Raw genomic sequence first — 24,584 nt, 5'->3', positions numbered from 1 at the left:
TTATTTTGAAAAACATGGATTTGTTCGATTATCGTTATCTGCCGGGTTCCTCTTTCCGACAGAAGACGGGGCCGGGGTTCGACCGGCGGAAGGCGGTGGGTGTCGTGCCGGTGCAGCGGCGGAAGAAGTTCGAAAAATAGTACTCACTGCTGAATTCGAGCCGCTCGGCAATCTCCCGCACCGAAAGCGGAGAGCCCAGCAGATACCGCGAGGCCTGCGCCGCCAGCTCCTTCTGCAGAAACGATTTGAGCGGCATCGAAAAATCCCGCGAGAAGTTGCGCGACAATCTGCCCCGGGAGAGGCCGGCCACCTCCGCAAGCCGGTCGATCGTCAGCCGCGCGGAGAGGTGCTCCCGGATGTAGCCGAGCAACCCGCCGTAACGGCCGGCAAGCCCCGCAAGTTCGGCAAGGCGGGTACCGGCAGGGAGCGGCAGATGCCCGATCACGCTCCAGAGAAACGCTTCGGTCTCGCCGAAGGCCCGCCACTCCGGCGGCGAAGTGATGTTCCCGATGATCCGCTCCAGCGCCCCGGGGTCGACCGGAAACTCCCGGCAATGCCGCTCCTGCCCGAAGAGATCCACGCCCGGCAGTACCGAAAGATTGAAGTGACAGCTCAGAAACCGCAATCCCGGCCGGAACTCAAACCCGAGATCCAGCCCCTCCGGCAGGAAGACGCCGAATCCGGGACGCAGTGCCAGCCGTTCGCCGCCGGTGTGGTTCCGCACCTCCCCCTCTCCCGCCAGCACCAGAAAGAGCCGGTTGAAAAAGTGGGTGTTCCGCCCCTGCCAGGCGAAATCGGCGAAGGCGAGCTGGTGCAGTTCCAGCCGGACCATATTGTGCATGGCGCGCCACTGCGGTTCTTCGGTCAACGGCATAAAATCATATCTTTCCGGCCTGTTTTCCCATTCCTTTTTCGGCCATTTCCGGGTATAATACTATCCGTGACGGAAGATTTCAACCAGGAAAGGATTTTTTTACCATGAAACTGCGAGGTGAAGCTCTGCGCGAAGTCTCGTTCCCCGTCGGCGGAATCGGCGCCGGATGCATCGGGCTGGCCGGCAACGGCCGGCTCATCGACTGGGAGATCTTCAACCACGCCGGGAAAGGTCTCGGCAACGGCTGTTCCCATTTCGCCGTCCGCGCCGAACAAAACGGCCGGGTCGAAGCGGCCCGCATCCTCCACGGCGACCTGCTCTCCGACCTCTCCGGCGAACGGAGAGGGAACGACGCGATGTATTACGGTTTCGGCTGGGGCCCCGGCGAGGAGACGCTCTGCGGACTCCCCCACTTCCGCGACGTGGAGTTCGACGGCGAGTTCCCGGCGGCGGAGCTCACCTTCGCCGATCCCGGCTTCCCCGGCCGGGTGCGCCTCACGGCGTGGAGCCCGTTCGTCCCCGGGGAATCCGACCTCGCATCGCTCCCGGTCGCGCTCTACGAGATCACGCTTGAAAACAGTTCTGAAGCCACGTACCGTTACAGCTGCGTCGGCGCACTCGCCAACCCGTGGGAGAATCCGGAAGCGGACAACCGGGTCACGCGGACAAACGGTCTGACCCAGCTCCAGCTCAACAACAACCTCGCCCCGGACTCCTTCGATTACGGCGAACTCGCCCTCTCCACCGACGCGGAGGAGGTCTCGTTTCAGGAGTACTGGTACCGGGGGCGCTGGCGCGACTTCCTCGAGGTCTACTGGAACGACCTCAACACGCCGGGTGCGTTCCGCAACCGCAGTTACTCCGGCCGGATCAGCCCATCCCGGCGCGACTGCGGCATGCTCGGAGCCCATTTCACGCTGGCGCCGGGAGAGCGGAAAACGGTCCGCTTCCTGATCAGTTGGTACGTTCCGAACCGGCGCAACACCTGGGATTCCAACGTGGAGGAGGAGCTGCGCCGTTCCGGGTTGAAGGAGAACCGCTGGAAAAACTACTACACGCGTCTCTGCTCCGACGCGGCGGACGCGGCACAGCGATTCTTCCCCATCTGGCAGGAGAGCCGGAAGAAGGTGTTCCTCTTCCGCCGGGCTCTGCATGAGAGCACGATTCCTGCGGCGTCGCTCGAAGGGGCGGCGGCGAACCTCTCCGTCCTGATCTCGCCGACCTGTCTGCGGGTGGAGGACGGCACCTTGTGGGGGTGGGAGGGGGTCGGTCCGGAACGCGGCTCCTGCCCCGGCACCTGCCAGCATGTCTGGAACTACGCGCAGGCACTGCCGCTGCTCTTCCCCGATCTCGAGCGGTCGATCCGGGAATCGCAGGCGAAATACGGCTTCGATGAGAACGGCGGCTGGCAGTTCCGGCTCCGGCTGCCGCTGGGCATCCGGGCCCGCGCCCGATGGATGCGCCCCTGCGTCGACGGCTCCTACGGCGAAGTGATGAAGATCTACCGCGAGTGGAAGATCTCCGGCGATACGAAGTGGCTCAATTCGATCTGGTTCGCGGTCCGGCAGGCGATCGAATACGCCTGGAGTTCGAAGAACCCCGACCGCTGGGATCCGGAACAGAGCGGCGTCATCACCGGCCGACAGCACCACACGCTCGACGTGGAGCAGTTCGGCCCCTCCGGCTGGCTCACCGGCCACTACCTCGGCGCGCTCAAGGCGGCGGCGGAGATGGCTCCGTACTGCGGCGACCCCGCGTTCGGCACGTTCTGCGCGGAACTCTTCGAAAAAGGGAAACGCTGGTGCGAAGAGCACCTCTTCAACGGGGAGTACTACCAGCAGGCGGTGGACATCCACGATCCCGCGCAGATTCTCCCCTTCCTGCAGGGGGACGAAACGGCGGAACACAACCCCTACTGGGACGCCGAGCATTGCGAAATCAAATACCAGGCCGCCGAAGGGTGCGAAATCGACGCCCACCTCGGCCAGTGGTACGCTTCGCTCTACGGCATCGGCGAAATTCTCGCGCCGGAACGGATTCACTCCACGCTCCGGTCGATCTACCGTTACAACTTCCGCCCCTCGTTGCGGGAGTTCGCCAACACCTGGCGCACCTTCTCGGTCGACGACGAGGGCGGCTGCATCATCTGCGTCTGGCCGGAGGGACGGGAGAAGCCGGTGATTCCGCTGCCCTACAACTCCGAGACGATGACCGGCTTCGAATGGGCCGTCGCCGCCCATCTGGTCATGACCGGCGAACCGGAGAAGGGCGAGGAGCTGGCCCGGGCGATCCGCCGCCGCTACGACGGACGGCGCCGCAATCCCTGGAACGAGATCGAATGCGGCAGCAACTACGCCCGCAGCATGGCCTCCTACGCGATGCTTCAGGCGTACAGCGGCTTCTGTTACGACATGGTGCGCGGCATGATCGGATTCCGGCCGGTCCTCTCCGGCGACTTCCGCTGTTTCTGGTCGCTCGGCACGGTCTGGGGGACGTTTGAACGCACCGGGCAGCAGCAGACGCTCCACATTCTGCACGGCGAAGCGGAGTTCTCCGCCTTCCGGCTCCAGGCGGAATCCGCCGCCCGGAACGGAGCGGCGCTCGCCGGGGCATGGAAGGACGGCGAATGGATTCCGGCGGAACCGGTCCGGCTCCGGGCGGGCGACCGGTTGACCTTCACCGGAACCGCGGTCAGAGCTTGAAGCGGCGCAGCCGGAGCGCGTTCAGCACGACTGAAACCGAACTCGCCGCCATCGCCATCGCGCCGAAGACCGGGTTGAGGCGGGGGCCGTCGAAGAGCGCGTAAAAAAGCCCCGCCGCCAGCGGCAGGCCGACCGCGTTGTAGAAGAAGGCCCAGAAGAGGTTCTCGCGGATGATCCGCATCGTCGCCCGGCTGAGCCGGATTGCCGCCGGAACCCCGGCGAGATCCGCGTGCATGAGCACCACGTCGGCGGTCTCCATCGCCACGTCGGTGCCGGAGCCGATGGCGATGCCGACATCCGCCTGCGCGAGCGCGGGGGCGTCGTTGATGCCGTCGCCGACCATCGCCACGACCGTGCCGCCGTTCTCCTGCTGAAGCCGGCGGATGAATCCGGCCTTGTCGCCGGGCAGGAGTTCAGCGTGGAACTCATCGAGCTTGAGCGAATCAGCCAGCGACTGCGCCGCGGCGGCGTTGTCGCCGGTGAGCATCACCGTCTTGACACCGAGTCCGTGCAGTTCGTGCAGAGCTTCGGCCGCGCCGGGCTTGATCCGGTCGCCGATGCCGACCGCGCCGACGGGGCGGCGGTCACAGGCGAAATAGACCAGCGACTGCGCCTTCTGCACCGGGAAGAGCGCTGCAACATCGATCCCCACCGCCTGCATCAGCCGGGCACTGCCGATCAGCCAGAGCCGCCCGTCCGCCTCGCAGGAGAGGCCGAAACCGGGACGGGCGGTGAACTTCTCCACCGCCGCAGGGGCGACGCCGCGCCTCTCCGCCTCCTGCACGATGGCGCGCGCGAGCGGGTGGTTGGACCGGCTCTCCGCCCCGGCGGCGACGGCGAACAGCTCCTCCGCGGAAAACCCGGCATCGGGCAACAGAAAAAGCTCCTTCACCTCCGGGCGGCCGACGGTGAGGGTGCCGGTCTTGTCGAAGATCACGGTGCCGGTCTTCCCCGCCGTTTCGAGGGCGGCGCCGGATTTGATCAGGATGCCCGATTTCGCGCCCCGCCCGATGCCGACGATGAGCGCGATCGGCGTCGCCAGACCGAGCGCGCAGGGGCAGGCGATCACCATCACCGCCAGCGCGAAGCTGAGTGCGGCGGCAAACCCGGCCCCGGCGGCAAACCAGGCGGCAAAGGTCACGAGCGCGATGGCGATCACCGTCCAGACGAACTTCCCGGCAATCCGGTCGGCCAGCCGGGCAATCGGCGGACGCGACCCCTGCGCCTCCTCGACCAGCCGGATGATCCGGGCCAGCACCGTATCGCCACCGATTCGGGTGGCGCGGATGATCAACGAACCGTTGCCGTTGATCGACGCACCGGTCACCGGGTCGCCCGCCTTGCGGAGCACCGGCATCGCTTCGCCGGTCAGCATCGACTCATCGACGTCGCTTTCGCCGGACTCCACCACGCCGTCGGCCGGAATCCGGTCCCCCGGCCGGACCCGCAGGCGATCCCCGACCCGGATTCCGGTCGCGGGGATCTCCCGCTCGCCCCCCTCCTCGAGCCGGATTGCCGTCGCGGGGGCGAGGTTCATCAGCTCCCGGATGGCTCCGGAGGCGCGGCGGCGGGCGCGCCCCTCCAGAAATTTCCCGAGCATGATCAGCGCGACGATCATCCCCGCCGTATCGAAGTAGAGCGGGTGAAACTCGCCGCGGAAACAGAGCCACAAACTGTAGACCGTCGCGGCGGCGGTGCCGCAGGCGATCAGGGAGTCCATGTTCGGCTCCCCCCGGAACAGCGAACGGAATCCGCCGGTGTAAAAGCGGAACCCCGCCGCAACCACCGGAATCAACAGCACGATCTCCAGCAGTGCCAGCCAACCCGGCGCCAGCGGAAAGAACGGCAGATGAAACATTTCGTGCATCGCCACGTAGCAGAGCAGCAGCGCGAACACCGCGGCGACGATGAACCGGCGCGTCTCAGAGCGCTCCGCCGCGACATCCTCTTCGAAAGCGGCAGGCGCGGCGGTATCGCTCCTCTCGGCGCCCTCGAATCCGGCGGCGCGGATGGTTTCGAGAACCCGTTCGGGGGAAAGCCGCCCGGGTTCCGCCCGGAGCGTCAGCCGGTTCGCCGCGAAATTCACGTAGACATCCGACGCGCCGTCGAGCGCGGCGACCGCCTTCTCCAGCGACGCGGCACAGCCCGCGCAGTGCATCCCGCGCACATCGAATTCGAGCCGCGCCGGGTCGCCGCCGAGCGGCTCCGCGGTGAATCCGGCCGACCGGACCGCCTCGACCACCTGCCCGGCGGAGAGTTCCGCCGCCGCTTCGAGCGTCAGACGGTTCGCCGCAAAGTTCACGTAGACATCCGACGCGCCCGGCAGTTTCCGCACGGCGCGCTCCACCGAGGCGGCACAGCCCGCGCAGTGCATCCCCTTGACGGCAAACGAGAGTTTCCCCATGCGACAAGCTCCTTCTTGCAGTTACGCGGTCGGGCGCGGTTCGAAGGCGAATCCGGTGATCGAGCCGTGCGCGACGATCTTCCCGGCGCCGTCGAACACCTGGACACTGTAGACACCGGTGCGGCGGCCGCGGCTCACCTCGGAGGCCACCGCCCGCAACTTCGTGCCGGTGCCCGGCCGGATGAAGGAGAGATTGACCGACGCCGACACAGTCGGGATTCCGCCAGAATTGGCGGCACCGGCGAAGGCGAGATCTGCGAGTGTGAAAATCGCCCCGCCCTGCACGAGATCCAGTCCGTTGAGTTTGTCCGGAGTGATCTCCAGCTCCGCCTCGGCGTAACCGGAACGGATGACCGTAAGGTGTATCCCGTTCATGCGGCAGAACCGGTCATTGCGGTTGAGCCGCTCCCTCAGTGCTTCGAAATCCATACGTGCGCCTCCATGAAACAGATCCCCCTCGAAAGCAGTGGATAATATAACCCGCAATTCATTTTTTCACAAGGAATGCGCGGAAAAAACCGTTCCGCGGTTGAAAAAAACGCTTCCCGCTGGTACAGTAAAGAGATGAATGTGTGAATAATTCCCGGGAAAGGAGTTCCATGGAAACGCAAAAGAGAGAGAGCTGGGGCAGCTCGATCGGATTCATTCTTGCGATCGCAGGTTCCGCGGTCGGGCTCGGGAATGTCTGGAAATTCCCCTATATCACCGGATTGAACGGCGGCGGCGCCTTCGTGCTCGTCTACCTCTTCTGCATCCTCCTGGTCGGCATGCCGGTCATGCTCTGCGAAATCGTCATCGGCCGGCGGACCAGAAAGAATCCCTACGGCGCCTTCAAGGCGCTTCAGCTCCGCCGCTCCCGGTTTGCGGATATCATCGGCGGATTCCTGCTGGCGGCGGCACTGCTGCTCTCCTGCTCCGGGAGCTTCGGCTTCGCCGTCGTCGCCGCCATCGCGGCGGTCATGATGCTCACGATGGGGTTCGCCGCGGTCGGACTCTTCTCGCTGATTACCGCGATGCTGATCCTCTCCTACTACTCGGTCGTCGGCGGCTGGATCGTCGAATACACGGTCAAGGCCTTCACCGGCGGACTGCACTTCAACAGCGTCGAAGCCGCGGGGAATGCGTTCGGCAGCTTCATCCACTCCCCGGGGCGGGTGGTCCTCTGGCACCTGGTCTTCTTCGGCGCCTCGGCGCTGATGGTCTGGGGAGGAATCCGCAACGGCATCGAACGGTGGTCGAAGATCCTGATGCCGGCGCTCTTTCTGCTGCTGGTCGCCCTGGTGTTCCGCAGCCTCACCCTGCCGGGAGCGGAGAACGGCGTCGCCTTCTTCCTGACGCCGGACTTCTCCAAACTCAGCACGGCAGGAGCGCTCGAAGCGCTCGGCCACTCCTTCTACACCCTCAGCCTCGGGATGGGCATCACCATCACCTACGGCAGCTACCTCAGCCGCGACAGAAACATCTTCAGCGCCTCGCTCTGGGTGATCGTGCTCGACACCGGCGTGGCGATTCTGGCGGGGCTGGCGATCTTTCCGGCGGTGTTCGCCATGGGGTTCGATCCGGCGGCGGGGCCGAGTCTGATCTTCAACGTTCTGCCGGCAACCTTCAACAACTTCCCCGGCGGCATGGGCTGGCTCTGGGCGGGGCTCTTCTTCCTGATGCTGACCATCGCGGCGCTGACCAGCGCGGCGGCGCTGCTCGAGAGCGGCGTGACCTTCCTGATCGACCAGTTTCACATGAGCCGCAAAGTGGCGGTTCTGCTCTGCTTTGTCGCGATCGGCGGGCTGGGCTGTCTCGCCTGCGTCAGCGTCGGCGACTGGAACAGCATTCCCGGCGTGCATCAGGCGCTCTCCGCCATCTTCCTGCCGGAAAACATCGCGCTCTGCGGCAGCTGGTTCGATCTGCTCGACAAGGTGACCAGCAACTGGATGCTGCCCATCGCCGGCATGCTGACCGCGATCTTCGTCGGCTGGATCTGGACCGCCCGCAAAGCGGGGCGGGAACTCCGGCGCGGCGCCGGGCCGGAGGTGGATGAAAACCTCATCACCTCGCTCTCCGGCTTCCGCGGGGAACCCCTTTACCGCACTTCGCGCAACCACGGGCTCACGGTGATGACCCTGTGGGGGCTGCTGGTTCGTTTTCTCGCCCCGGTGGTGATCATGTTCGTCTTCCTTCAGGCGATCGGCGTCAACCTCGGGTTCTGAACTGCTGCAATCCGGCCGCCGGCGCGGAACACTTTACGGAAACAGAGGAGGACAGCTGTACCCGGAACGGGGCAGGAGGAGCGTTTGAAAGGAGGCCGCCATGGAGGAGAAGAGAACAGAAGACGGGCAGACCGATGCGGAGATGGATGTGACGGTCGTCCTGGAGAACAAGGAGAAATCCGAAGCGTTCTTCCCGGATTCCGGAGCACTGCCGGAAAATCGGGATCCCTCGTTTGCAGAACGGTTTCAATTCATCTGCTCCTTCGCTTCCGGCGGCGTCGGCGAAGTGAGCAAGGCCAAGGACACGCTCTTCGACCGGGTGGTGGCGGTCAAGACGCTCAACGCGAAATTCCGCGACGACCCGGGGGCGGTCCGCGCCTTCATCGAGGAGTGCCGCCTCAACGCCCGGCTCGACCACCCTTCGATCGTGCCGGTCTACGCGATGGCGCAGGGCGAAGACGGCTACTGGCAGGTGGCGATGAAGCTCATCAACGGCTCTTCGCTCAACAGTTTCATCGTCAAGCTCCGCGCTTCCTACGACGACCACACCGTAAGCTCCCGCGAAGAACATCTTGCGCTCGCCTCCCGGCTGGAATATTTTCTCAAGATCTGCGAGGTGATCGACTACTGTCACAGCCGGAAGATCGTCCACGGCGACATCAAGCCGGAAAACATCCTGCTCGGCCAGTACGGCGAAGTCTACGTGATGGACTGGGGATGCGCCCGGCTCGCCGGTTCGGTTCCGGAGCGGCTCAACGTCACGCCCAACTACCTGCCGCCGGAGTTTCTCCGCACGCGGCTGGTGACGCCGCAGATCGACGTCTACTCCCTCGGTATGGTGCTCTTTGAAATGGTGACGCTGCGCCGGGGCGTGAGCGACGGCTCCGAAGTGGGCAATCTCACCCGCTGCAGCATTTCCGAGGTGGAACACTGCCAGCACTACCTGCCGGCGGTGAAGATCTCCCGGGCGGCGCGCGCAATCATCGCCAAAGCGGTTCACCCGGATCCGGCCCAGCGGTACGGCAGCGTCCGGGAGCTCGCCGACGACGTCCGCCACCTCATTTACGACGAGGAGGTTTCGGCGGCGCCGGACAATCCGGTGCAGAAACTTTTCCGGATAATCTACCGCAACCGGATCAAAACCATCCTGATCGTCGGCGCGCTCTTCCTCGCACTCTGCGGCTGGCTCTTTCTGGTCTACGACCACGCCAACCGGCTCGAGCAGGAGCGCAGCGCCAATCTGACACACCGGCTGCAGCTACAGTCCTACACCGACGACCTCGCCGCGGCGGTGGCGCACAACTTCGTGCTGGTGCAGGCTCAGCTGCTGCTCTTTGCGGACAACCTCATCGAGGACATGCAGGAGCCGGTCGAACAGAATTCCAGGTTCTATGACAACAGTGCATTCCGCTCGCCGGAGACCTCTCCGCCGGGGATGGTCCGCGCCGCCTCCTACAGTTACCCGATCAATCTCGACTACATGGTCCGGCTCCCCGCCGATCCTCCGAACGGCGTCCAGTTGCGGCCGCTCGGGGCGAAGCAGTTCGTCGACATTTGCAGCAAGATTCTCTCCTACGATCTCGCCAGCCACGACATCAACGAGAGCCGCGGCGGCAGACGGCTGCTGCTGAAACAGGGCACGATGATCCAGCGGCTGCTGGTGCAGTGGGCGAACAACGTCCGCTACAGCTACCCCGGTTCCTACGAGGATCCCGCCTCGCCGGCCGCCGTCGAGCTCTGGAAGCAGATCGGCGACACCGGCAAAGATCGGAAAATCATCTGGTCCGCCCCCTATGCCGGCAACATCGGCAAATACCGGATCTACTGCCGATATCCGTTGTACACGCCCGCCGGGGAGTTCCTCGGCACCGCCGGATTCGAACTGCGGTTCGAACGCATTCTTCAGCCGCTGCTCCGGGCAAACACCCTCGATCCGGCGCATGAACTCTATTTTGTCGACAGCCATCGCTCCGTCGTGACCGTGCAGGACCGGAAATTTGCCGTGGCGGCACCGGGAAAACCGCTGCCCGGTCCCCTCTCCGCCGACGAGGTGCTCGAACTGGCCGACCGGCTCCAGGAAAACCAGCTCCTCCAGTTCGAAACCGAAATCGGCGGCAAGACCTACTTCGTCTCCGGTGACAGCGTCAATCTGGTCAACGGGTTGCTGATCCAGCTGATTGAATGTGAAACCATGGCCACTCACGAACACAAGGAATAAGGAGGTCCCTCGATGAATGAAACCTCTGTCATGCCGCCGGCAATGATTCTCTGCGGCGGCAGGGGCACCCGGTTGCGGGATGTCACCGAACTGCTCCCCAAACCGATGGTGCCGATCGGCGAACAGCCGATTCTCTGGCACATCATGCACATCTACGCGGCCTTCGGCGTCCGCCGCTTCATCCTCTGCCTCGGTTACAAGCGGGAATGTTTCATCGACTACTTCATGAACTTTCACGCCCACCGGTCGGATGTGACGATCACGCTCGGCAGCAGCGCCAACCAGGTCCGGTTTCACGACAACATTCCCGAAGAGGGGTGGGAGGTGACGCTGGCCGACACCGGCATCGATACGAAAACCGGCGGCCGTGTCGCCATCGCGGCGAAATATCTGCGCCCGGAAGAGCCGGAGTTTTTCCTCACCTACGGCGACGGCGTTGCCGACATCGATCTTGCGGCGTTGCTCGCCCTGCACCGCCGGGAGGGAAAACTTCTGACCGTTTCGGCGGTGCATCCGGAGGGGCGCTTCGGCGAAATGCAGATCAGCGGCGACACGGTATCGAACTTCGAAGAGAAACCGGTTCAGGCCGGCGGCTTCATCAACGGCGGCTTCATGGTGATGAAGCGGGAGTTCGTCAAGCGCCACCTCACCGGAGAAGATGCGTTTCTTGAACAGCGTCCGATGCTCGAAGCGGCGCAGGAGGGCAATATCGCCGCCTACCGCCACGAATCGTTCTGGCAGTGCATGGACACCCCGCGGGAGTATGCCCTGCTCAACCACCTCTGGGAGACCGGCCGCGCCCCCTGGACAAAATTCTGGAAACACGCATGACTTCACAGCAACAGCAGCTTCACGATGAAATTCTCGAAAAGGTTCGGGAATATTACCAACTGATTCACGCTCCGGCGCAGAACGCGCCGTTTGAACCGGGCGTCACCTATCTCAACTACGGCGGACGGGTCTTCGACGAGCGCGAAATGGTCAATCTGGTCGATTCCGCATTGGAGTTCTGGCTCACCTCCGGGCGTTACACCCGGGAGTTCGAACGGAGACTGGCGGAGTACCTCGGCATACAGTCCGCCCTGCTGGTGAACTCCGGCTCCTCGGCCAATCTGCTCGCCTTCATGACGCTGACCGCTCCGGAGCTCGGGGAGCGGCGGATCGCCCGCGGCGACGAGGTGATCACCGTCGCAGCCGGGTTTCCGACCACGGTCTCGCCGCTGCTCCAGTACGGGGCGGTGCCGGTCTTCGTCGACGTCGAACCGGAGACCGCCAACATCGACGTCTCGCGTCTGGAGGAGGCCCGGTCGGACCGGACCCGCGCGGTAATGCTCGCCCACACGCTCGGCAACCCCTTTGAACTGAACGCGGTCCGCGCCTTCTGCGACAAGTACCGCCTCTGGCTGATCGAAGACAACTGCGACGCCCTCGGCTCCCGCTTTGCCGGGCGTCTCACCGGCACCTGGGGGGACATCGGCACGTCGAGTTTCTACCCGCCGCACCACATGACCACCGGCGAAGGGGGGGCGCTCTACACCGACAATCCACAGCTTTACCGGATTGCCCGCTCGTTGCGCGACTGGGGGCGCGACTGCCGGTGCAACTCCGGCGAAGACGGGGTCTGCGGCCGCCGCTTCACCGGCAAATTCGGCAAACTTCCGGCCGGGTACGACCACAAATATGTCTACAGCCGGTTCGGCTACAACCTCAAGGTGAGCGACATGCAGGCGGCGGTCGGCTGCGCGCAGCTGGAGAAGCTGCCGGAGTTCGGGGAGGAGCGGAGGCGGAACTTCCGCTTTCTTTTCGAGGCGCTGAGCGACCTGCCGGAGCTGGAGCTGTGCCGCAGCTATCCGGAGAGCGATCCCTCGTGGTTCGGCTTTCTGATCACGCTGTCGCCCGGCGTGAAGTTCACCCGCACCGATCTTACGCGCCACCTTGAGGAGCACCGGATTCAGACCCGCAACCTCTTCGCCGGGAACCTGACCTGCCACCCCTGTTTCGAGCCGCTCACCGAAGGGAAGGAGTATCGGATCGTCGGCGAGCTCACCGCCACCGACCGGATCATGAATGACGCCTTCTGGATCGGCCTCTATCCGGGCATGACGGAGGAAAAACTCGCCTACATGGCTGAAACCATACGAAATTTCTGCAGAAAGAGCAAATAAATCATGAGAGTAGCCGATTACATTTTTCAGACTCTGGCCGACCGCGGCGCAAAGCATGTCTTTCTGGTCACCGGCGGCGGGGCGATGCACCTCAACGACGCCCTGCGCTGCGAAAAACGGCTGATTCCGGTCTGTCAACACCATGAACAGGCCTGCGCCATCGCCGCCGAAGGGTATGTCCGTGCGGGCGGCGGCCTGGCGGTGGTATCGGTTACAACCGGTCCCGGCGGCACCAATGCGCTGACCGGCGTCATCGGGCAGTGGCTCGATTCGGTTCCGGTACTCTATCTCTCCGGCCAGGTGAAATTCGAAACGACCATCCGCTCCTGTCCGGAACTCGGGCTGCGTCAGCTCGGCGATCAGGAGATCAACATCGTCGACATCGTCCGTCCGGTGACCAAATACGCCGCCATGGTCACCGAGCCGGAATCGATCCGCGAAGAGCTGGAAAAGGCGCTTTACTATATGCAGGAGGGGCGACCAGGCCCGGTCTGGCTGGATATTCCGCTGAATGTACAGGGGGCATTGATCGATCCTGACGGACTTCGCGCTTTCACACCGCCTCCGGCGGCACCGGTACCGGCATGGAACCCGGAGGAGTTATGGAAACTGCTCCGGCAGGCGAAACGCCCGGCAATCATCGCCGGAGCCGGCATCCGGATCGCCGGAGCGGAAAAGGCGTTTCTTCAACTTGCCGAACAGCTTCAAATTCCGTTGCTCTCCACCTTCAACGGTATCGGAATCGTTCCGACGGATCACCCCCTTTACGCCGGGAGAATCGGCACGCAGGGGCAGCGGGCGGGAAATTTTGTTCTGCAGAACGCCGACCTGGTCCTCTCGATCGGTTCGCGCAACAACATCCGCCAGGTAAGTTACAACTGGCCGAGTACCTGCCGTGCCGCAGTCAAGGTCTCGGTGGACATCGATCCCGCGGAATTGAAGAAAAAACTCTTCCGGCCCAATCTGGCGATCCAGCGGGATGCGGGGAAATTCCTCGCGGAATTCGCCGCCTTTTTCCAGCCCCGTCACGCAGAGAAACCGGACTGGTCGGAGTGGCTTGCCTGGTGCCGCGAACGCCGACGCCGCTATCCAGCTCACACCGCCGAACACCGCGCCTGGAACCATCTCATCAATCCCTACCACTTCATGTACGAACTGACCCGCTGTGCCTCCGCCGACTGGAACATCGTCGCCGGAAATGGGACCGCCTGCGTCGCACTTTTCCAGACTGGAATCGTCAAGGCGGGCCGCGCGATGTTCTGGAATTCCGGCTGTGCCTCGATGGGATACGACCTGCCGGCGGCGATCGGGGCGTGTCTCGGCAATGGCCGCCCCACCATCTGCCTCGCGGGTGACGGCAGTTTTATGATGAATCTGCAGGAGCTCCAGACGGTAGTTCACCGGCAACTGCCGCTCAAGATCTTTCTGCTGGACAACAACGGGTACGGCTCCATCAAGCAGACCCAGGCCAACTTTTTCGGTGACGAACTCATCGGTTGTGACGGGCCGAGCGGCGTGAGTTTTCCGGATTTCCGGAAAGTAGCGGCGGCCTTCGGAATTCCGGACCGAGAACTCTCCAGTCAGGAGAAGCTCGCGGAAGAAATCGATGCGATTCTCTCCCTGCCAGGCCCGGTTCTCTGCGTGGTACGCATGCCGGACCACCTCCCGTTTGCCCCGAAACTCTCCTCGAAAAAGCTCCCGGATGGGCGTATGATCTCCAAACCTCTGGAGGACCTCTACCCCTTCCTCGACCGGGAGGAGTTCCGAAAAAACATGATCGTTGAACCGGAACCGGAAGAATAGGATTTGCTGCCATGAATGTGTTGGAAAAAGAGATGATCGGTGTGCTGCGTTCCCTGCGGGACGACTGCGGCTGCATCCAGATCAAGGCGGAATTTGAAGCGGAAGGCGCCCGCATGTCCGAATTGATGCGCCTCAAGGACATCACCTCGGCGGTCGGATTGCCGATCATCATGAAGATCGGCGGCGTAGAATCGGTGACCGACGTCTACAACTGCCTTCAGATCGGCGTAGCCAGCATCATTGCGCCGATGGTGGAAACCCCCTACGCGCTCACGAAGTACGCCAACATGATCGAGACGATGATCGCGCCGGACAATGCCGCCGACATCGAGTTCTACTTCAACATGGAGACGATCACCTGCTATCAGAATCTCGACGCCATGCTGGAGATCAGCAAAATCGGTAACATTCAGGGAGTCACGGTCGGACGAGTCGATCTCGCCGGTTCCATGGGGTGCGGCAGGAGCGAAGTCGACAGCGAACGATTCTTCGAAATCTGCCGGAACACTTTCGTCAAAACCAGGGCAAAGGGGCTGAAGAACACCCTAGGCGGCGCAATTTCCGCCCGAAGCCGGGATTTTCTTCAGCGCCTGACCCAGATGGGGCTGATCGACAAGTTCGAAACCCGCAAGGTGGTGTTCCGCGCGGATGCGACCGGGTTCGGAGACAAAATTTTCCGTCGCGCCCTCGAATTCGAACTGCTCTGGCTCAAAAGCAAGCGCCGTTACTACTCCGGTATCCGCAAAGAGGATGAAAGTCGCATCGCCATGCTGGAAAAACGCGTCCAGGATATGCAGGAGTAACCCCATGAACCGCGCCGCTTCCATCCGGTTCGGCCTTGTCCTGTTCGATCTGGACGGCACCCTCTGCCGTTCGGAAGAGGATATCATCCTCGCCTGGCAGGAGACGCTCGATACGCTCGGCCTCTCCTGCCCCCGCTTCCGATCGCTCTTCCGCGTCGGCCCATCCCTGCAGGAGATGACCGACATTTTGTTTCCCGGCATCAGCCGGGAGCGGAAGGAGGAGATTATCCGGGAGTTCAAGTTCCGCTACGACAACTCCCCCTTCCCCGGTACGGTTCCGTATGAATGGGCGGACGCAATGCTCGCAGCACTGAAACACGCAGGCAGGAAACTGGCCGTCGTCACCAACAAACGACAGGGTCCCACGCGGTTTCTCCTGAAAAAGTTCGGTTGGGAAACACAATTCGACGGCAGCTTTTCTCCGGATATTCTGCCGGGGAAGACGCTGACCAAGCCGGAACTGGTCAGCTGTGCGCTGAAACAGTTCGACATTGCACCGGAACACATCATCATGGTCGGCGACACGCCCGGAGACATCGCTGCCGCGCGCAAAAACCGAATTCCCGCCGCCGCCGTGACCTGGGGATACGGCTCACAGGAGGAACTGAAGCAGGCCAGGCCGGATCTTCTCCTGACCCCTGCAACCTGGAGGAAACTTCTGCAATGAATCCGAATCTCCGCGAGCAGCTGGACGGCAAACGGCTCTTTCTCTCCGGCGGCACCGGCTTCTTCGGCAAATGGCTGCTCACCACGTTGCGCGCCTCCGGAGCGGAGGCGGAGGTGACGGTGCTTTCGCGCGACCCGAAACGGTTCCTCGCCGCCTGTCCGGAGTTCGATCACTGGCGGAACCTCCGGTTCATCGCGGGGGATGTCCGGAGCTTTCCCTTTCCGCCCGGCACCTTCGATCTGGTGATCCACGCCGCCACCGACGCGAGTGCGAAACTGCTCGCCGAACAGCCGGAGGAGATGTACGACGTCATCGTCTCCGGCACCCGGCGAATGCTCGCGTTCGCGGAAACGGCACAGGCGGAACGGTTTCTCTTCACCAGTTCCGGCGCGGTCTACGGTGTCCAGCCGCCGGAGCTGGAAGGGATTCCGGAGAGCTTCCCCTGCCATCCGGTCACCGCTTACGGGCGCGGCAAACTCGAAGCCGAACAGCTCTGCATCGCCTCCGGACTCCCCGTCCTGCTGCCGCGCTGTTTCGCCTTTGTCGGCCCCTATCTCAACCTCGGAATCCACTTCGCCATCGGCAACTTTCTCCGCGACGGCCTCCGGGGCGGCCCGATCGTGGTGCAGGGAGACGGCCGCCCCTTCCGCTCGTGGCTCTACGCCGGGGAGCTGGCGGAGTGGCTCTGGACAATTCTGTTTCAGGGAGTCTCCGGCCGTCCGTACAACGTCGGTTCGCCGGAGAGTTTTTCGATCGCCGAAGCGGCGGATTTGACCGCCTCCTGCTTCGAGCCGGTTCCGCATGTGGAGATCCGGGGAAAGCGGAGCGACGGCCCCGCGCCGCGCTACGTGCCGGACGTCACCCGGGCCCGGGAGGAACTCGGGCTCGCCGCCGCCGTGCCGCTGCGCGAAGCGCTCCGCCGCACCATCGCCTTCCATCGGAACCGGGGCGCGGTTACATCGCCTCCGGCACCCGGATCGTCAACGTATTGAGTCCGTCGGTGAGAATGGCGCGCACCGCGTCGGCCATCGCCAGCCGGGCGGCGACCAGCGATTCGCTCTCGGCGGCCAGCACCGGGCACTCCCGGTAGAAGCGGTTGAACGCCTTCGCCAATTCAAGCAGATACTCCGCCAGCCCCGAACAGTCGCGCCGTTCGGCGGCGGTCCGCAACACCGCAGGATAGAAGCCGGCGGTCACCGCCAGCGCCTTCTCCGCCTCGTGGCCGAGCAGCGACCAGTCGGCCGACGCGGCGTCGAAATCGATCTTCCGCTCCCGCGCCTTCCGTTCGATCGAGTGAATCCGCGCGGCGGCGTACTGGATGTACGGCCCGGTGTCCCCTTCGAACTTCAGCGACGCGGCAGGATCGAAGAGAATCGTCGTCTTCGGATTGAATTTCAGCAGCATGAACTTCAGCGCGCCGAGCCCGATGATTTCGCTGCGTTCGGCCAGCTCCGTTTCGCTGAGCGCTTCGCCGCCCCGCTCCCGGCACGCATCCGCGGCGAGACGCGCCATCTCGTCGAAGAGATCGTCGGCATCCACCACGGTGCCTTCGCGGCTCTTCATCTTCCCGCTCGGCAGGTTGACCATGCCGTAGGAGAGATGGTAGAGCTGATCCGCCCACGGATAGCCGAGCCGCTTCATGATTTCAAAGAGCATCTGGAAGTGGAGATTCTGCTCGTCGCCCACCACCCAGATCATCGATTCGGGGTGGTAATCCTCATATTTGCGCAGAGTGGTCCCCATGTCCTGCGTGATGTAGACGCTGGTGCCGTCACTGCGGAGCACCACTTTGCGCCCCAGCTTGCCGAGGTCGCAGATGACCGCGCCGTCCTCGCGCTTTTCGAACACCCCCTTCTCCAGCCCGGCGGCGACGATGTCCTTGCCGAGCAGGTAGGTTTCGCTCTCCAGATAGGTGTGGTCGAAATGGATCCCCATGCGTTTGTAGGTCTCGGCGAAACCGGCGAACACCCACGAATTCATCTTTTTCCAGAGGGCGCGCACCTCGGGATCCCCGGCCTCCCACTGCTGCAGCATCTTCTGGGTGGCGCGGCCGAGCTCGGTTGCGAGAAACAGCTCTTCGTCGCTCTTTCCCTCCGTCGAAGGATCGGAGGCGCGGAGCTGTTTGATCTCCTCCGACAGCGCCCGGTTGTAGTCGACGTAGAATTTGCCGACCAGGTGATCGCCCTTCATTCCGGTCGACTCCGGCGTGCAGCCGTTGCCGAACCGCTCGTAAGCGATCATCGACTTGCAGATGTGGATGCCGCGGTCGTTGACCAGGTTGATCTCGATGACGTCGTGACCGACCCGCTTGAGCAGCGAAGCGAGCGACATGCCGAGCGTGTTGTTGCGCACGTGGCCGAGATGTTGCGGCTTGTTGGTGTTCGGCGCGGAGTATTCGATGAGAATGCGCCGCCGGGCGCCCTCTTCCAGCCGGGCGGAATCGAGCAGTGCGCCGACATTCGCCACCGAATCGCGGCAGAGCGCGGCGGGGCGCAGCGTGACGTTGACAAACGCCTTGACCACCTCCACGGATTCCACATCCGCATGGGTTTTCAGATATCCGGCGACCGCCTCCGCCGCCGCGGCGGGACCGCCGCAGAAACGGGCCAGACGGAAACAGTTCAGTGCGAAATCCCCCTTCATTCCGGCCGGGCAGCGGTCCGGCGTGAGAGTCGGTTCCGCCGGATATTTCGGGAACCGCTTCCGCAGATCATTCTCAAGATCGGTGATAAATTGATAGCTCATCGTAAAATCCGTGGTTCAGCAGTGTTGATTAGAGCGTCGTCTTGACCACCCGGGTTTCACCGGGGGAGAGCGGTTCGACCACGTAAGCGCCGTAGCAGGCCGGAACCAGCACCGTCTCACCGGCGGCGGCTTCGACCATCTGCTCCGGCTCATCGGAGCGGCCGATCCGGACCGGGGCGTTGATCGCACTGATCAGGTGGAAACTCCCGGAAGGCGCCGTGTCGTCGTTCCAGACGCCGACCAGACGCAGATCGCTGACCGCGAAGAACGGGCAGAGCGAAACCACGTCGAACTTCCGGTTGTGTCCGGCGGTTCCGGAGACACCGGCGATGCGGGGCGAAGTGCGGTTCATGAAGTTGATCGAACGCACCCCCTCCGCGATATGCAGCTGCCGCGGCTTGCCGTGCGCATCGACCCGCCCCCAGTCGCTCACCCGGTAGGTGGTGTCGCTGTTCTGCTGAATCTCCAGAATCAGGTTGCCGCCGCCGATCGCGTGAAGCGTTCCGGAGGTGATGAAGTAGGCGTCGCCCGGTTGCGACGGATAGACCTGGAGCAGATTTTCCACGTCCGGGGAATCGAGCCGGCTCACCAGCTGCTGACGGGTCGCGCGGCCGGAAAGCCCCGCGAGGATCTGCGCCCCTTTGCCGGCGGCGATGATGTACCACATTTCGGTCTTCGGTTCGGCGCCGTTACCGATCTCCCGGCAGGCCGCCTCGTCCGGATGGACCTGCAGCGACAGCCGGTCTCCCGCGTCAATCAGCTTGACCAGCAGCGGGAAACGCTCCACCGATTTCGCCTTCCGGCCGACCAGTTCGCGACCGTAGTGCGTGAGCAGTTCGTGCAACGTCCGACCGGCCAGCGCGCCGTTGAGCAGAACACTCTGTTCGTCGGGGCGGTCCACCAGCTCCCACGACTCCCCGATCGGATCCTCCGACGCAGGAACTTCGCGGCCGAGCACTTCACTCATCTGGGTTCCACCCCACATCCGCGCCTGATAGATCGGGGCGAACTTCATGGGGTACAGCAGAGAAAAATCGATATATTCACTCATTTCACACTCTCCGGAGCTTCAAGAAAACATTGACAGGCATCGATCAGACTCCGGCTCATGCGCACCACCTTGCGGTCGGCGTTGACGCAGACCAGAACCACATACCCGGACACCAGCAGCTCGTCGCCGCGCCGCACCTCGGATTCCACCCGCATGCGCACCCCCTTGATCTCGACGACCCGGGAACGGAAGGTCAGCAGATCATCGTAACGCGCCGGCGCAAGATACCGGCAGTGGGCCTCTGAAACCGGCAGGAAGATGTTCTGCTTCTCCAGTTCGCTGTAAGGCAGTCCGACCGAACGGAGCATTTCCGTGCGGCTGCGTTCAAAATATTCCAGGTAATTCGCGTAATACACCACGCCCATCTGGTCGGTATCCGCGTAGGGCACCCGATATTGCATCTCGTGATACATGTTCCCTCATCTCCTGCTTTTCGCTTCAATTTTCGCGGCAATCCGGTCGACGTTTTCATCGATCGTCAGGCCGGTGGTATCGATCACTTCCGCATCCGGCGCCGGGCGCAGCGGAGCCACCGCGCGGGTGGAGTCCTGCCGGTCCCGTTCCGCGATGGCCCGCGCCACCTCCGCCAGCGTCGCGCCGTCGGCGACCTCTCCGGTCTGCGCGAGGCGGCGGCGCGCCCGCTCCTCCGGAGTGGCGGTCACAAAAAATTTAAATTCCGCATCGGGAAAGATCACCGTTCCAATATCCCGCCCCTCCATGACGATCCTCTGCGCTCCGGCGAAGGAACGCTGGACCTCCAGCAGGTAATTCCGCACCGCCGGCTGAGTCGCCACCAGACTCGCCCCGTCGGCAATCTCGGGAGCGCGGAGGGCGGCGCCGGGGAACTCCCCGTTCAGTTTCAGCTCATACTGCCCGGAATCGTCCCGGCAGTACTCCAGTTTCAACGTGGAAAGAAACGCGGGAGTCAGAGAATCGAGCTTCTCCCCCGCGCGCATCGCGGCCAGCGCCACCGCCCGGTAGAGACTCCCGGTGTTTACATAGGCGATGCGAAACCGCTCGGCAAGCCGCTTCGCAATCGTGCTCTTGCCGGACGCCGCCGGACCGTCGATTGCAATCACATTGCTCATAACATTCGTCCAATGAAAAAAAGGACCGGTTTCGACTGGACGCCCAGTCGGACCGGTCCGACAGTTCGAACAAAGGCCAACGGCGCGTCAGTTGCCGCTGCGGCTGCGCAGCCGTCCGCTCTTGAGAAATCCCTCGTAATGACGCATGGTCAGATGAGACTCCAGCTGGCTCATGGTATCGAGCACCACGCCGACCATGATCAGCAGACTGGTGCCGCCGAAGAACTGGGCCACCATGAACGGAATCCGGAAGCTGTTGTAGAGGAACATCGGGAAGAGCGCCAGCGCCATCAGAAAGACCGCGCCGCCCGCCGTCACCCGGGTCATCGCCGTATCGAGGAAGTCAGCCGTCGGCTGGCCGGGGCTGATGCCGGGGATGTAGGCCCCCTCCTTCTTGAGATTGTCGGCGATCTGAATCGGATTGAACTGGTTCGCCACCCAGAAGAAGCTGAAAGCCAGAATCAGCAGACCGTAGGTGACCATATAGCCCGCACCATCCTGCCGGAAGAACATCGCCAGCTTCAGCCAGATCGAACTCGCGTCGCCGCGCGCAGCCATGTACTGGAAGAAGTATTCCGGCAACATCAGCAGCGCACCGGCGAAGATGATCGGCATGACGTTGGCGAAGTTGACCTTGAGCGGCATGTAGGTCGAGCCGCCCATCATCTGCTTGCCGACCGTCTTGCGGACCATCTGAATCGGCACCCGGCGGTATCCCTGCGAAAGCAGGATCGTCGCCGCGGTCACACCGCAGAACACGGCGAGCAGCAGCAGCAGCTGGACCGGACGGAAGGTTCCGCCATCCGGCGTCTGCCCCTTGATCGCCATGTCGATGAGTTCAATCACCGAATGCGGCAGCCGCGAGACAATGTTGATCGTGATGATCAGCGAGACACCGTTGCCGATGCCCCGCTCGGTGATCTGCTCGCCGAGCCAGGTGAAAACCATCGTCGTGCAGGTGATCACCAGCACCGTGATCGGAATGAACACGGCCTTGGAGCCGATGAAGAGCGGTTCACTCGGACTGGGCAGCCCGAGCTTGCTCGGATTGACCATCGCAACCGCCACCATCGCCCCCTGAACAATACAGACAATAATCGTCAGATAACGGGTGTACTGACTGATCTTCTGGCGCCCCGTCTCACCTTCGCGCTGCATCTTCTCGAGCTGGGGCAGCACGGGGACCAGAAGCTGAATGATGATCGAGGCGGTGATGTACGGCATGATCCCCAGCGCTCCCAGGGCGAAGTGCGCGAGCGCACCGCCCGAAAAGAGGTCGATCAGTGCCATGAACCCACCGGAACTGTTGGCGGTAACTTCAGTGATGAATTTCTCCAGCGCCGCCGGATCCACTCCGGGGCACGGGATGTTGCTCGCAAACCGCACCAGCACGATAATGAGTGCCGTGAAGAGCAGGCGATTGCGCAGCTCCTTGACTTTCAGCGTATTCAGAAATGCCGTCAACATTTTCTACCCGTTTCTCCCGGTGTTACTCGACCACTTCGACTTTCCCGCCGGCGGCTTCGATCTTGGCCTGGGCCGCGGCAGAGAACTTCTCCGCCTTGACCGTCAGCGCCTTGGTCAGTTCGCCGTTGGCGAGAATTTTAATCATCTTCTCGGCCTTGCCGAGCAGCTTTTTGGCGCGGAGCGACTCGGCATCCACCACGTCGCCCGCCGCGAAGTTGTCTTCCAGAATATTCAGGTTGACCAGCGCGTACTCGATGTGGTTCGGCTGATTGAAGCCGCGCTTCGGCAGACGCCGGAACAGCGGAATCTGACCGCCCTCGAAGAAGGGACGGATCTTCGAACCGGTACGGGACTTCTGCCCCTTCTCCCCGCGTCCGGCGGTCTTGCCGAGGCCGGAGCTGTCCCCGCGCCCGACGCGCTTGCGCCGCTGCCGGGAACCGGGGTTCGGACTGAGTTCATGCAGTTTCATAATCCAGGTATTCCCATTCGTTGATTAGTTGTTTTCCGCAGCCGGAGCAGCCTTCGGCAGTTCAAGTCCGCGGCGCTCATAGACCTCTTCGCGGGTCGAGAGCTGCGAAAGCGCCTTGAAGGTCGCCTTCGCCACGTTGGCGGCATTGGCCGCGCCGAGCGACTTCGCCAGCACGTCTTTGACGCCGGCAAGCTCGAGAATCGCACGAACCGCACCGCCGGCGATCAGACCGGTACCGGAACTGGCCGGACGCAGCAGAACCCGCGCCCCGCCGAATTTCACCTCGATCTCGTGCGGAAGCGTATTCCCGTGCATCGGAACCTTCATCAGATTCCGGCGGGCCGCCTCACCGCCCTTGCGAATGGCGTCGGAGACTTCATTGGCCTTGCCGTAGCCGTAACCGACCCGGCCGTTGTGGTCGCCGACCACAACCAGGGCGCCGAAACTGAAGTTCTTGCCGCCCTTGACCACCTTGGCACTCCGGTTGATCGAAATGACGTTCTCGTCAAATTCGCTCTGCACCGGCTCATTGAAATTTTCACGTTTAGCCATGGATCGCTCCCTTAGAACTTGAGTCCGTTTTCGCGGGCCGCCTCGGCGATCGCCTTCACGCGGCCGTGGTACTTGTAGCCAGACCGGTCGAAGACCACTTCCGTAACATTGACCGCCTTAGCCGCCTCCGCCGCGAGTTTCCCCAGCAGCGCCGCTCCCGCCATGTTCGGACGGGCGTTTTCGGCCTTGAATTTCGCATCCAGGCTCGAAGTGCTCGCCAGCGTGCGTCCGTTCACATCATCGATAAACTGACAGTAGATGTGATTGGTCGTGACACTGACGCAGAATCTCGGGCGCTCAGCCGTGCCGGAAACCTTCTTGCGAATCCGGATGTGGCGGCGCACACGTTGTGCTTTCCGATTGATAACAGCCATTTTATCAGCTCCTTAAGCTCCCCGGGATTAACCCACGGACTTGCCTTCCTTGAGGACGATGCGCTCGTCAACATAACGAATGCCCTTGCCCTTGTAGGGTTCCGGCGGACGGAACCGGCGGATCCGGGCTGCGGTTTCACCGACCAGCTGCTTGTCGCTGCCCTCGATGACCATCTTGTTGTCCGGAGTGACCGTGAGCTTCACACCCTGCGGAACTTCGAACACAATCGGATGCGAAAATCCCAGCGACAGCGTCAGTTTCGAACCGGCCAGCTGCGCCTTGTAACCAACACCGACAATCGCCAGCTCCTTCCGGAATCCAGTCGTGACTCCCGTCACCATGTTCTGGATCAGGCTCCGGGTCAATCCGTGCATCGCATTCGCGCGACGGTCGTCAGAGGCCTGCTGGACATACACCTTGCCGTCCTTGACTTCAACCGACACGTGCGGCGGAAGCGGCATCGCAAGCGTGCCCTTGCCCTCCACCTTCACTTCGGCCCCCTCGACAGAAACCTTCACGCCGGAAGGAATGTCGATCGGTTTTTTGCCTATACGAGACATATTGAATCGTTCCTAACTCTTAGTGTTACCAGACGTAGCAGAGAATTTCGCCGCCGACGTTTTCCTTCGCCGCCTGACGACCGCTCATGATCCCCTTCGGCGTGGTCAGCACCACCGTGCCCAGACCGTTGCGAACCCGGGGAATCTCCCGGCTGCCGCAGTGCACCCGGCAGGAGGGCTTGCTCACGCGCTCGAGCCCTTCGATCACCGGCTTGCCGCCAACATACTTGAGCTCAATGACCAGCCGACGCTTGGCACCGTCTTCGGCCACCGCGAAATCCTTCACATACCCTTCGGTCTTGAGAACCGCGGCAATCGCCGCCTTCTCACGCGAACTGGGCATGGCGACCTCTTTCAGGCCCGCCGCACCCGCGTTGCGGATACGGGTAAGCATATCGGCAATCGGATCTTGCATACTCATTTTTTTCCTGCTTCCT

Annotated in this window: 22 protein-coding genes; 9 read left to right on the top strand and 13 right to left on the bottom strand. The window is 62.9% G+C overall.

All coding sequences use genetic code 11. The features are described 5' to 3' along the window. Positions 1–34: 34 nt before the first annotated feature. On the bottom strand, positions 35–874 hold the full coding sequence (locus ACMLHG_RS12395) for a helix-turn-helix domain-containing protein (protein WP_417170683.1): 840 nt from the start codon (positions 872–874) through the stop codon (positions 35–37). Between the two features lie 104 nt (positions 875–978). On the opposite strand from ACMLHG_RS12395, the gene ACMLHG_RS12390 reads away from it, so the two are divergent. After that, entirely contained in the window at positions 979–3,576 is a 2,598-nt protein-coding gene (locus ACMLHG_RS12390; protein ID WP_417170682.1) for a GH116 family glycosyl-hydrolase, read from the top strand. On the opposite strand, the gene ACMLHG_RS12385 is transcribed toward ACMLHG_RS12390, so the two are convergent. After that, positions 3,566–5,980 (bottom strand): heavy metal translocating P-type ATPase, encoded by a 2,415-nt coding sequence (locus ACMLHG_RS12385; protein ID WP_417170681.1) that lies wholly within the window; start codon positions 5,978–5,980, stop codon positions 3,566–3,568. The two genes, ACMLHG_RS12390 and ACMLHG_RS12385, sit on opposite strands and share 11 nt — an antisense overlap. Positions 5,981–6,001: 21 nt before the next feature. Then, positions 6,002–6,409, bottom strand: coding sequence for a PaaI family thioesterase (locus ACMLHG_RS12380; RefSeq protein WP_294436510.1), 408 nt, complete (start codon positions 6,407–6,409; stop codon positions 6,002–6,004). Between the two features lie 170 nt (positions 6,410–6,579). On the opposite strand from ACMLHG_RS12380, the gene ACMLHG_RS12375 reads away from it, so the two are divergent. The 8 genes from ACMLHG_RS12375 (at position 6,580) to ACMLHG_RS12340 (ending at position 16,832) form a co-directional block, all read left to right on the top strand. Beyond that, positions 6,580–8,184 (top strand): sodium-dependent transporter, encoded by a 1,605-nt coding sequence (locus ACMLHG_RS12375; RefSeq protein ID WP_417170680.1) that lies wholly within the window; start codon positions 6,580–6,582, stop codon positions 8,182–8,184. A gap of 100 nt (positions 8,185–8,284) precedes the next feature. Then, complete coding sequence (locus ACMLHG_RS12370; protein WP_417170679.1) at positions 8,285–10,402, top strand: protein kinase domain-containing protein; 2,118 nt, start codon at positions 8,285–8,287, stop codon at positions 10,400–10,402. Positions 10,403–10,414: 12 nt separating this feature from the next. After that, positions 10,415–11,233 carry a glucose-1-phosphate cytidylyltransferase gene (locus tag ACMLHG_RS12365; RefSeq protein ID WP_417170678.1) on the top strand — a complete coding sequence of 273 codons (819 nt, stop codon included), beginning with the start codon at positions 10,415–10,417 and terminating at the stop codon, positions 11,231–11,233. Then, complete coding sequence (gene rfbH, locus ACMLHG_RS12360) at positions 11,230–12,567, top strand: lipopolysaccharide biosynthesis protein RfbH (RefSeq protein ID WP_295808403.1); 1,338 nt, start codon at positions 11,230–11,232, stop codon at positions 12,565–12,567. The genes ACMLHG_RS12365 and rfbH overlap by 4 nt, the downstream gene beginning before the upstream one ends. A 3-nt stretch (positions 12,568–12,570) precedes the next feature. After that, positions 12,571–14,370 (top strand): thiamine pyrophosphate-binding protein, encoded by a 1,800-nt coding sequence (locus tag ACMLHG_RS12355; protein WP_295808405.1) that lies wholly within the window; start codon positions 12,571–12,573, stop codon positions 14,368–14,370. A gap of 11 nt (positions 14,371–14,381) precedes the next feature. Beyond that, a complete protein-coding gene (locus ACMLHG_RS12350) occupies positions 14,382–15,173 on the top strand; it encodes an aldolase/citrate lyase family protein (protein ID WP_417170677.1) in 792 nt (263 codons plus the stop codon). A 4-nt stretch (positions 15,174–15,177) separates the two neighbouring features. Then, the gene (locus ACMLHG_RS12345; RefSeq protein ID WP_417170676.1) at positions 15,178–15,840 is read left to right on the top strand and encodes an HAD family hydrolase; all 663 of its coding nucleotides are present in this window, start codon (positions 15,178–15,180) and stop codon (positions 15,838–15,840) included. Next, positions 15,837–16,832 carry an NAD-dependent epimerase/dehydratase family protein gene (locus tag ACMLHG_RS12340; protein ID WP_295808410.1) on the top strand — a complete coding sequence of 332 codons (996 nt, stop codon included), beginning with the start codon at positions 15,837–15,839 and terminating at the stop codon, positions 16,830–16,832. The genes ACMLHG_RS12345 and ACMLHG_RS12340 overlap by 4 nt, the downstream gene beginning before the upstream one ends. On the opposite strand, the gene argS is transcribed toward ACMLHG_RS12340, so the two are convergent. The 10 genes from argS to rpsH form a co-directional block, all read right to left on the bottom strand. Further along, positions 16,795–18,585: an arginine--tRNA ligase gene (gene argS, locus ACMLHG_RS12335; protein WP_294436517.1), complete on the bottom strand. Its 1,791-nt coding sequence runs from the start codon at positions 18,583–18,585 to the stop codon at positions 16,795–16,797. The genes ACMLHG_RS12340 and argS overlap by 38 nt on opposite strands. A gap of 28 nt (positions 18,586–18,613) precedes the next feature. Beyond that, positions 18,614–19,636, bottom strand: a complete 1,023-nt coding sequence (locus ACMLHG_RS12330; RefSeq protein WP_417170675.1) for a type I phosphomannose isomerase catalytic subunit — start codon at positions 19,634–19,636, stop codon at positions 18,614–18,616. Continuing rightward, positions 19,633–20,049, bottom strand: a complete 417-nt coding sequence (locus ACMLHG_RS12325) for an acyl-CoA thioesterase (RefSeq protein ID WP_294436519.1) — start codon at positions 20,047–20,049, stop codon at positions 19,633–19,635. Before ACMLHG_RS12325 ends, ACMLHG_RS12330 begins: the two co-directional genes overlap by 4 nt. A gap of 6 nt (positions 20,050–20,055) precedes the next feature. Next, positions 20,056–20,724 (bottom strand): (d)CMP kinase, encoded by a 669-nt coding sequence (gene cmk / locus ACMLHG_RS12320; RefSeq protein WP_294436520.1) that lies wholly within the window; start codon positions 20,722–20,724, stop codon positions 20,056–20,058. Positions 20,725–20,811: 87 nt separating this feature from the next. Next, positions 20,812–22,191 (bottom strand): preprotein translocase subunit SecY, encoded by a 1,380-nt coding sequence (gene secY, locus ACMLHG_RS12315; RefSeq protein ID WP_417170674.1) that lies wholly within the window; start codon positions 22,189–22,191, stop codon positions 20,812–20,814. A 22-nt stretch (positions 22,192–22,213) separates the two neighbouring features. Then, the gene (rplO, locus tag ACMLHG_RS12310; protein WP_294436522.1) at positions 22,214–22,660 is read right to left on the bottom strand and encodes a 50S ribosomal protein L15; all 447 of its coding nucleotides are present in this window, start codon (positions 22,658–22,660) and stop codon (positions 22,214–22,216) included. 24 nt (positions 22,661–22,684) lie between these two features. Next, positions 22,685–23,212 carry a 30S ribosomal protein S5 gene (gene rpsE, locus ACMLHG_RS12305; protein ID WP_294436523.1) on the bottom strand — a complete coding sequence of 176 codons (528 nt, stop codon included), beginning with the start codon at positions 23,210–23,212 and terminating at the stop codon, positions 22,685–22,687. Between the two features lie 11 nt (positions 23,213–23,223). After that, positions 23,224–23,586, bottom strand: coding sequence for a 50S ribosomal protein L18 (gene rplR / locus ACMLHG_RS12300; RefSeq protein ID WP_417170673.1), 363 nt, complete (start codon positions 23,584–23,586; stop codon positions 23,224–23,226). Between the two features lie 27 nt (positions 23,587–23,613). Continuing rightward, positions 23,614–24,147, bottom strand: a complete 534-nt coding sequence (gene rplF, locus ACMLHG_RS12295; RefSeq protein WP_294436525.1) for a 50S ribosomal protein L6 — start codon at positions 24,145–24,147, stop codon at positions 23,614–23,616. Positions 24,148–24,172: 25 nt separating this feature from the next. Then, positions 24,173–24,568: a 30S ribosomal protein S8 gene (rpsH, locus tag ACMLHG_RS12290; protein WP_294436526.1), complete on the bottom strand. Its 396-nt coding sequence runs from the start codon at positions 24,566–24,568 to the stop codon at positions 24,173–24,175. Positions 24,569–24,584: the final 16 nt, after the last annotated feature.

Origin of the sequence: Victivallis sp. (genome assembly GCF_048170485.1) — a bacterium.
GTDB lineage: Bacteria > Verrucomicrobiota > Lentisphaeria > Victivallales > Victivallaceae > Victivallis.
This window is presented reverse-complemented; position numbering and strand designations above follow the sequence as displayed.

What these genes read in the sequence shown, in the direction of transcription:
- rplF (WP_294436525.1), bottom strand. Translation starts at nt 24,147, where the DNA reads ATGTCTCGTATAGGCAAAAAACCGATCGACATTCCTTCCGGCGTGAAG.
- ACMLHG_RS12355 (WP_295808405.1), top strand. Translation starts at nt 12,571, where the DNA reads ATGAGAGTAGCCGATTACATTTTTCAGACTCTGGCCGACCGCGGCGCA.
- ACMLHG_RS12330 (WP_417170675.1), bottom strand. Translation starts at nt 19,636, where the DNA reads ATGAGTGAATATATCGATTTTTCTCTGCTGTACCCCATGAAGTTCGCC.
- rplR (WP_417170673.1), bottom strand. Translation starts at nt 23,586, where the DNA reads ATGGCTGTTATCAATCGGAAAGCACAACGTGTGCGCCGCCACATCCGG.
- ACMLHG_RS12395 (WP_417170683.1), bottom strand. Translation starts at nt 874, where the DNA reads ATGCCGTTGACCGAAGAACCGCAGTGGCGCGCCATGCACAATATGGTC.
- ACMLHG_RS12345 (WP_417170676.1), top strand. Translation starts at nt 15,178, where the DNA reads ATGAACCGCGCCGCTTCCATCCGGTTCGGCCTTGTCCTGTTCGATCTG.
- argS (WP_294436517.1), bottom strand. Translation starts at nt 18,585, where the DNA reads ATGAGCTATCAATTTATCACCGATCTTGAGAATGATCTGCGGAAGCGG.
- ACMLHG_RS12370 (WP_417170679.1), top strand. Translation starts at nt 8,285, where the DNA reads ATGGAGGAGAAGAGAACAGAAGACGGGCAGACCGATGCGGAGATGGAT.
- ACMLHG_RS12325 (WP_294436519.1), bottom strand. Translation starts at nt 20,049, where the DNA reads ATGTATCACGAGATGCAATATCGGGTGCCCTACGCGGATACCGACCAG.
- rpsE (WP_294436523.1), bottom strand. Translation starts at nt 23,212, where the DNA reads ATGGCTAAACGTGAAAATTTCAATGAGCCGGTGCAGAGCGAATTTGAC.
- ACMLHG_RS12340 (WP_295808410.1), top strand. Translation starts at nt 15,837, where the DNA reads ATGAATCCGAATCTCCGCGAGCAGCTGGACGGCAAACGGCTCTTTCTC.
- rplO (WP_294436522.1), bottom strand. Translation starts at nt 22,660, where the DNA reads ATGAAACTGCATGAACTCAGTCCGAACCCCGGTTCCCGGCAGCGGCGC.
- ACMLHG_RS12390 (WP_417170682.1), top strand. Translation starts at nt 979, where the DNA reads ATGAAACTGCGAGGTGAAGCTCTGCGCGAAGTCTCGTTCCCCGTCGGC.
- rfbH (WP_295808403.1), top strand. Translation starts at nt 11,230, where the DNA reads ATGACTTCACAGCAACAGCAGCTTCACGATGAAATTCTCGAAAAGGTT.
- ACMLHG_RS12385 (WP_417170681.1), bottom strand. Translation starts at nt 5,980, where the DNA reads ATGGGGAAACTCTCGTTTGCCGTCAAGGGGATGCACTGCGCGGGCTGT.
- rpsH (WP_294436526.1), bottom strand. Translation starts at nt 24,568, where the DNA reads ATGAGTATGCAAGATCCGATTGCCGATATGCTTACCCGTATCCGCAAC.
- ACMLHG_RS12365 (WP_417170678.1), top strand. Translation starts at nt 10,415, where the DNA reads ATGAATGAAACCTCTGTCATGCCGCCGGCAATGATTCTCTGCGGCGGC.
- ACMLHG_RS12375 (WP_417170680.1), top strand. Translation starts at nt 6,580, where the DNA reads ATGGAAACGCAAAAGAGAGAGAGCTGGGGCAGCTCGATCGGATTCATT.
- cmk (WP_294436520.1), bottom strand. Translation starts at nt 20,724, where the DNA reads ATGAGCAATGTGATTGCAATCGACGGTCCGGCGGCGTCCGGCAAGAGC.
- ACMLHG_RS12380 (WP_294436510.1), bottom strand. Translation starts at nt 6,409, where the DNA reads ATGGATTTCGAAGCACTGAGGGAGCGGCTCAACCGCAATGACCGGTTC.
- ACMLHG_RS12350 (WP_417170677.1), top strand. Translation starts at nt 14,382, where the DNA reads ATGAATGTGTTGGAAAAAGAGATGATCGGTGTGCTGCGTTCCCTGCGG.
- secY (WP_417170674.1), bottom strand. Translation starts at nt 22,191, where the DNA reads ATGTTGACGGCATTTCTGAATACGCTGAAAGTCAAGGAGCTGCGCAAT.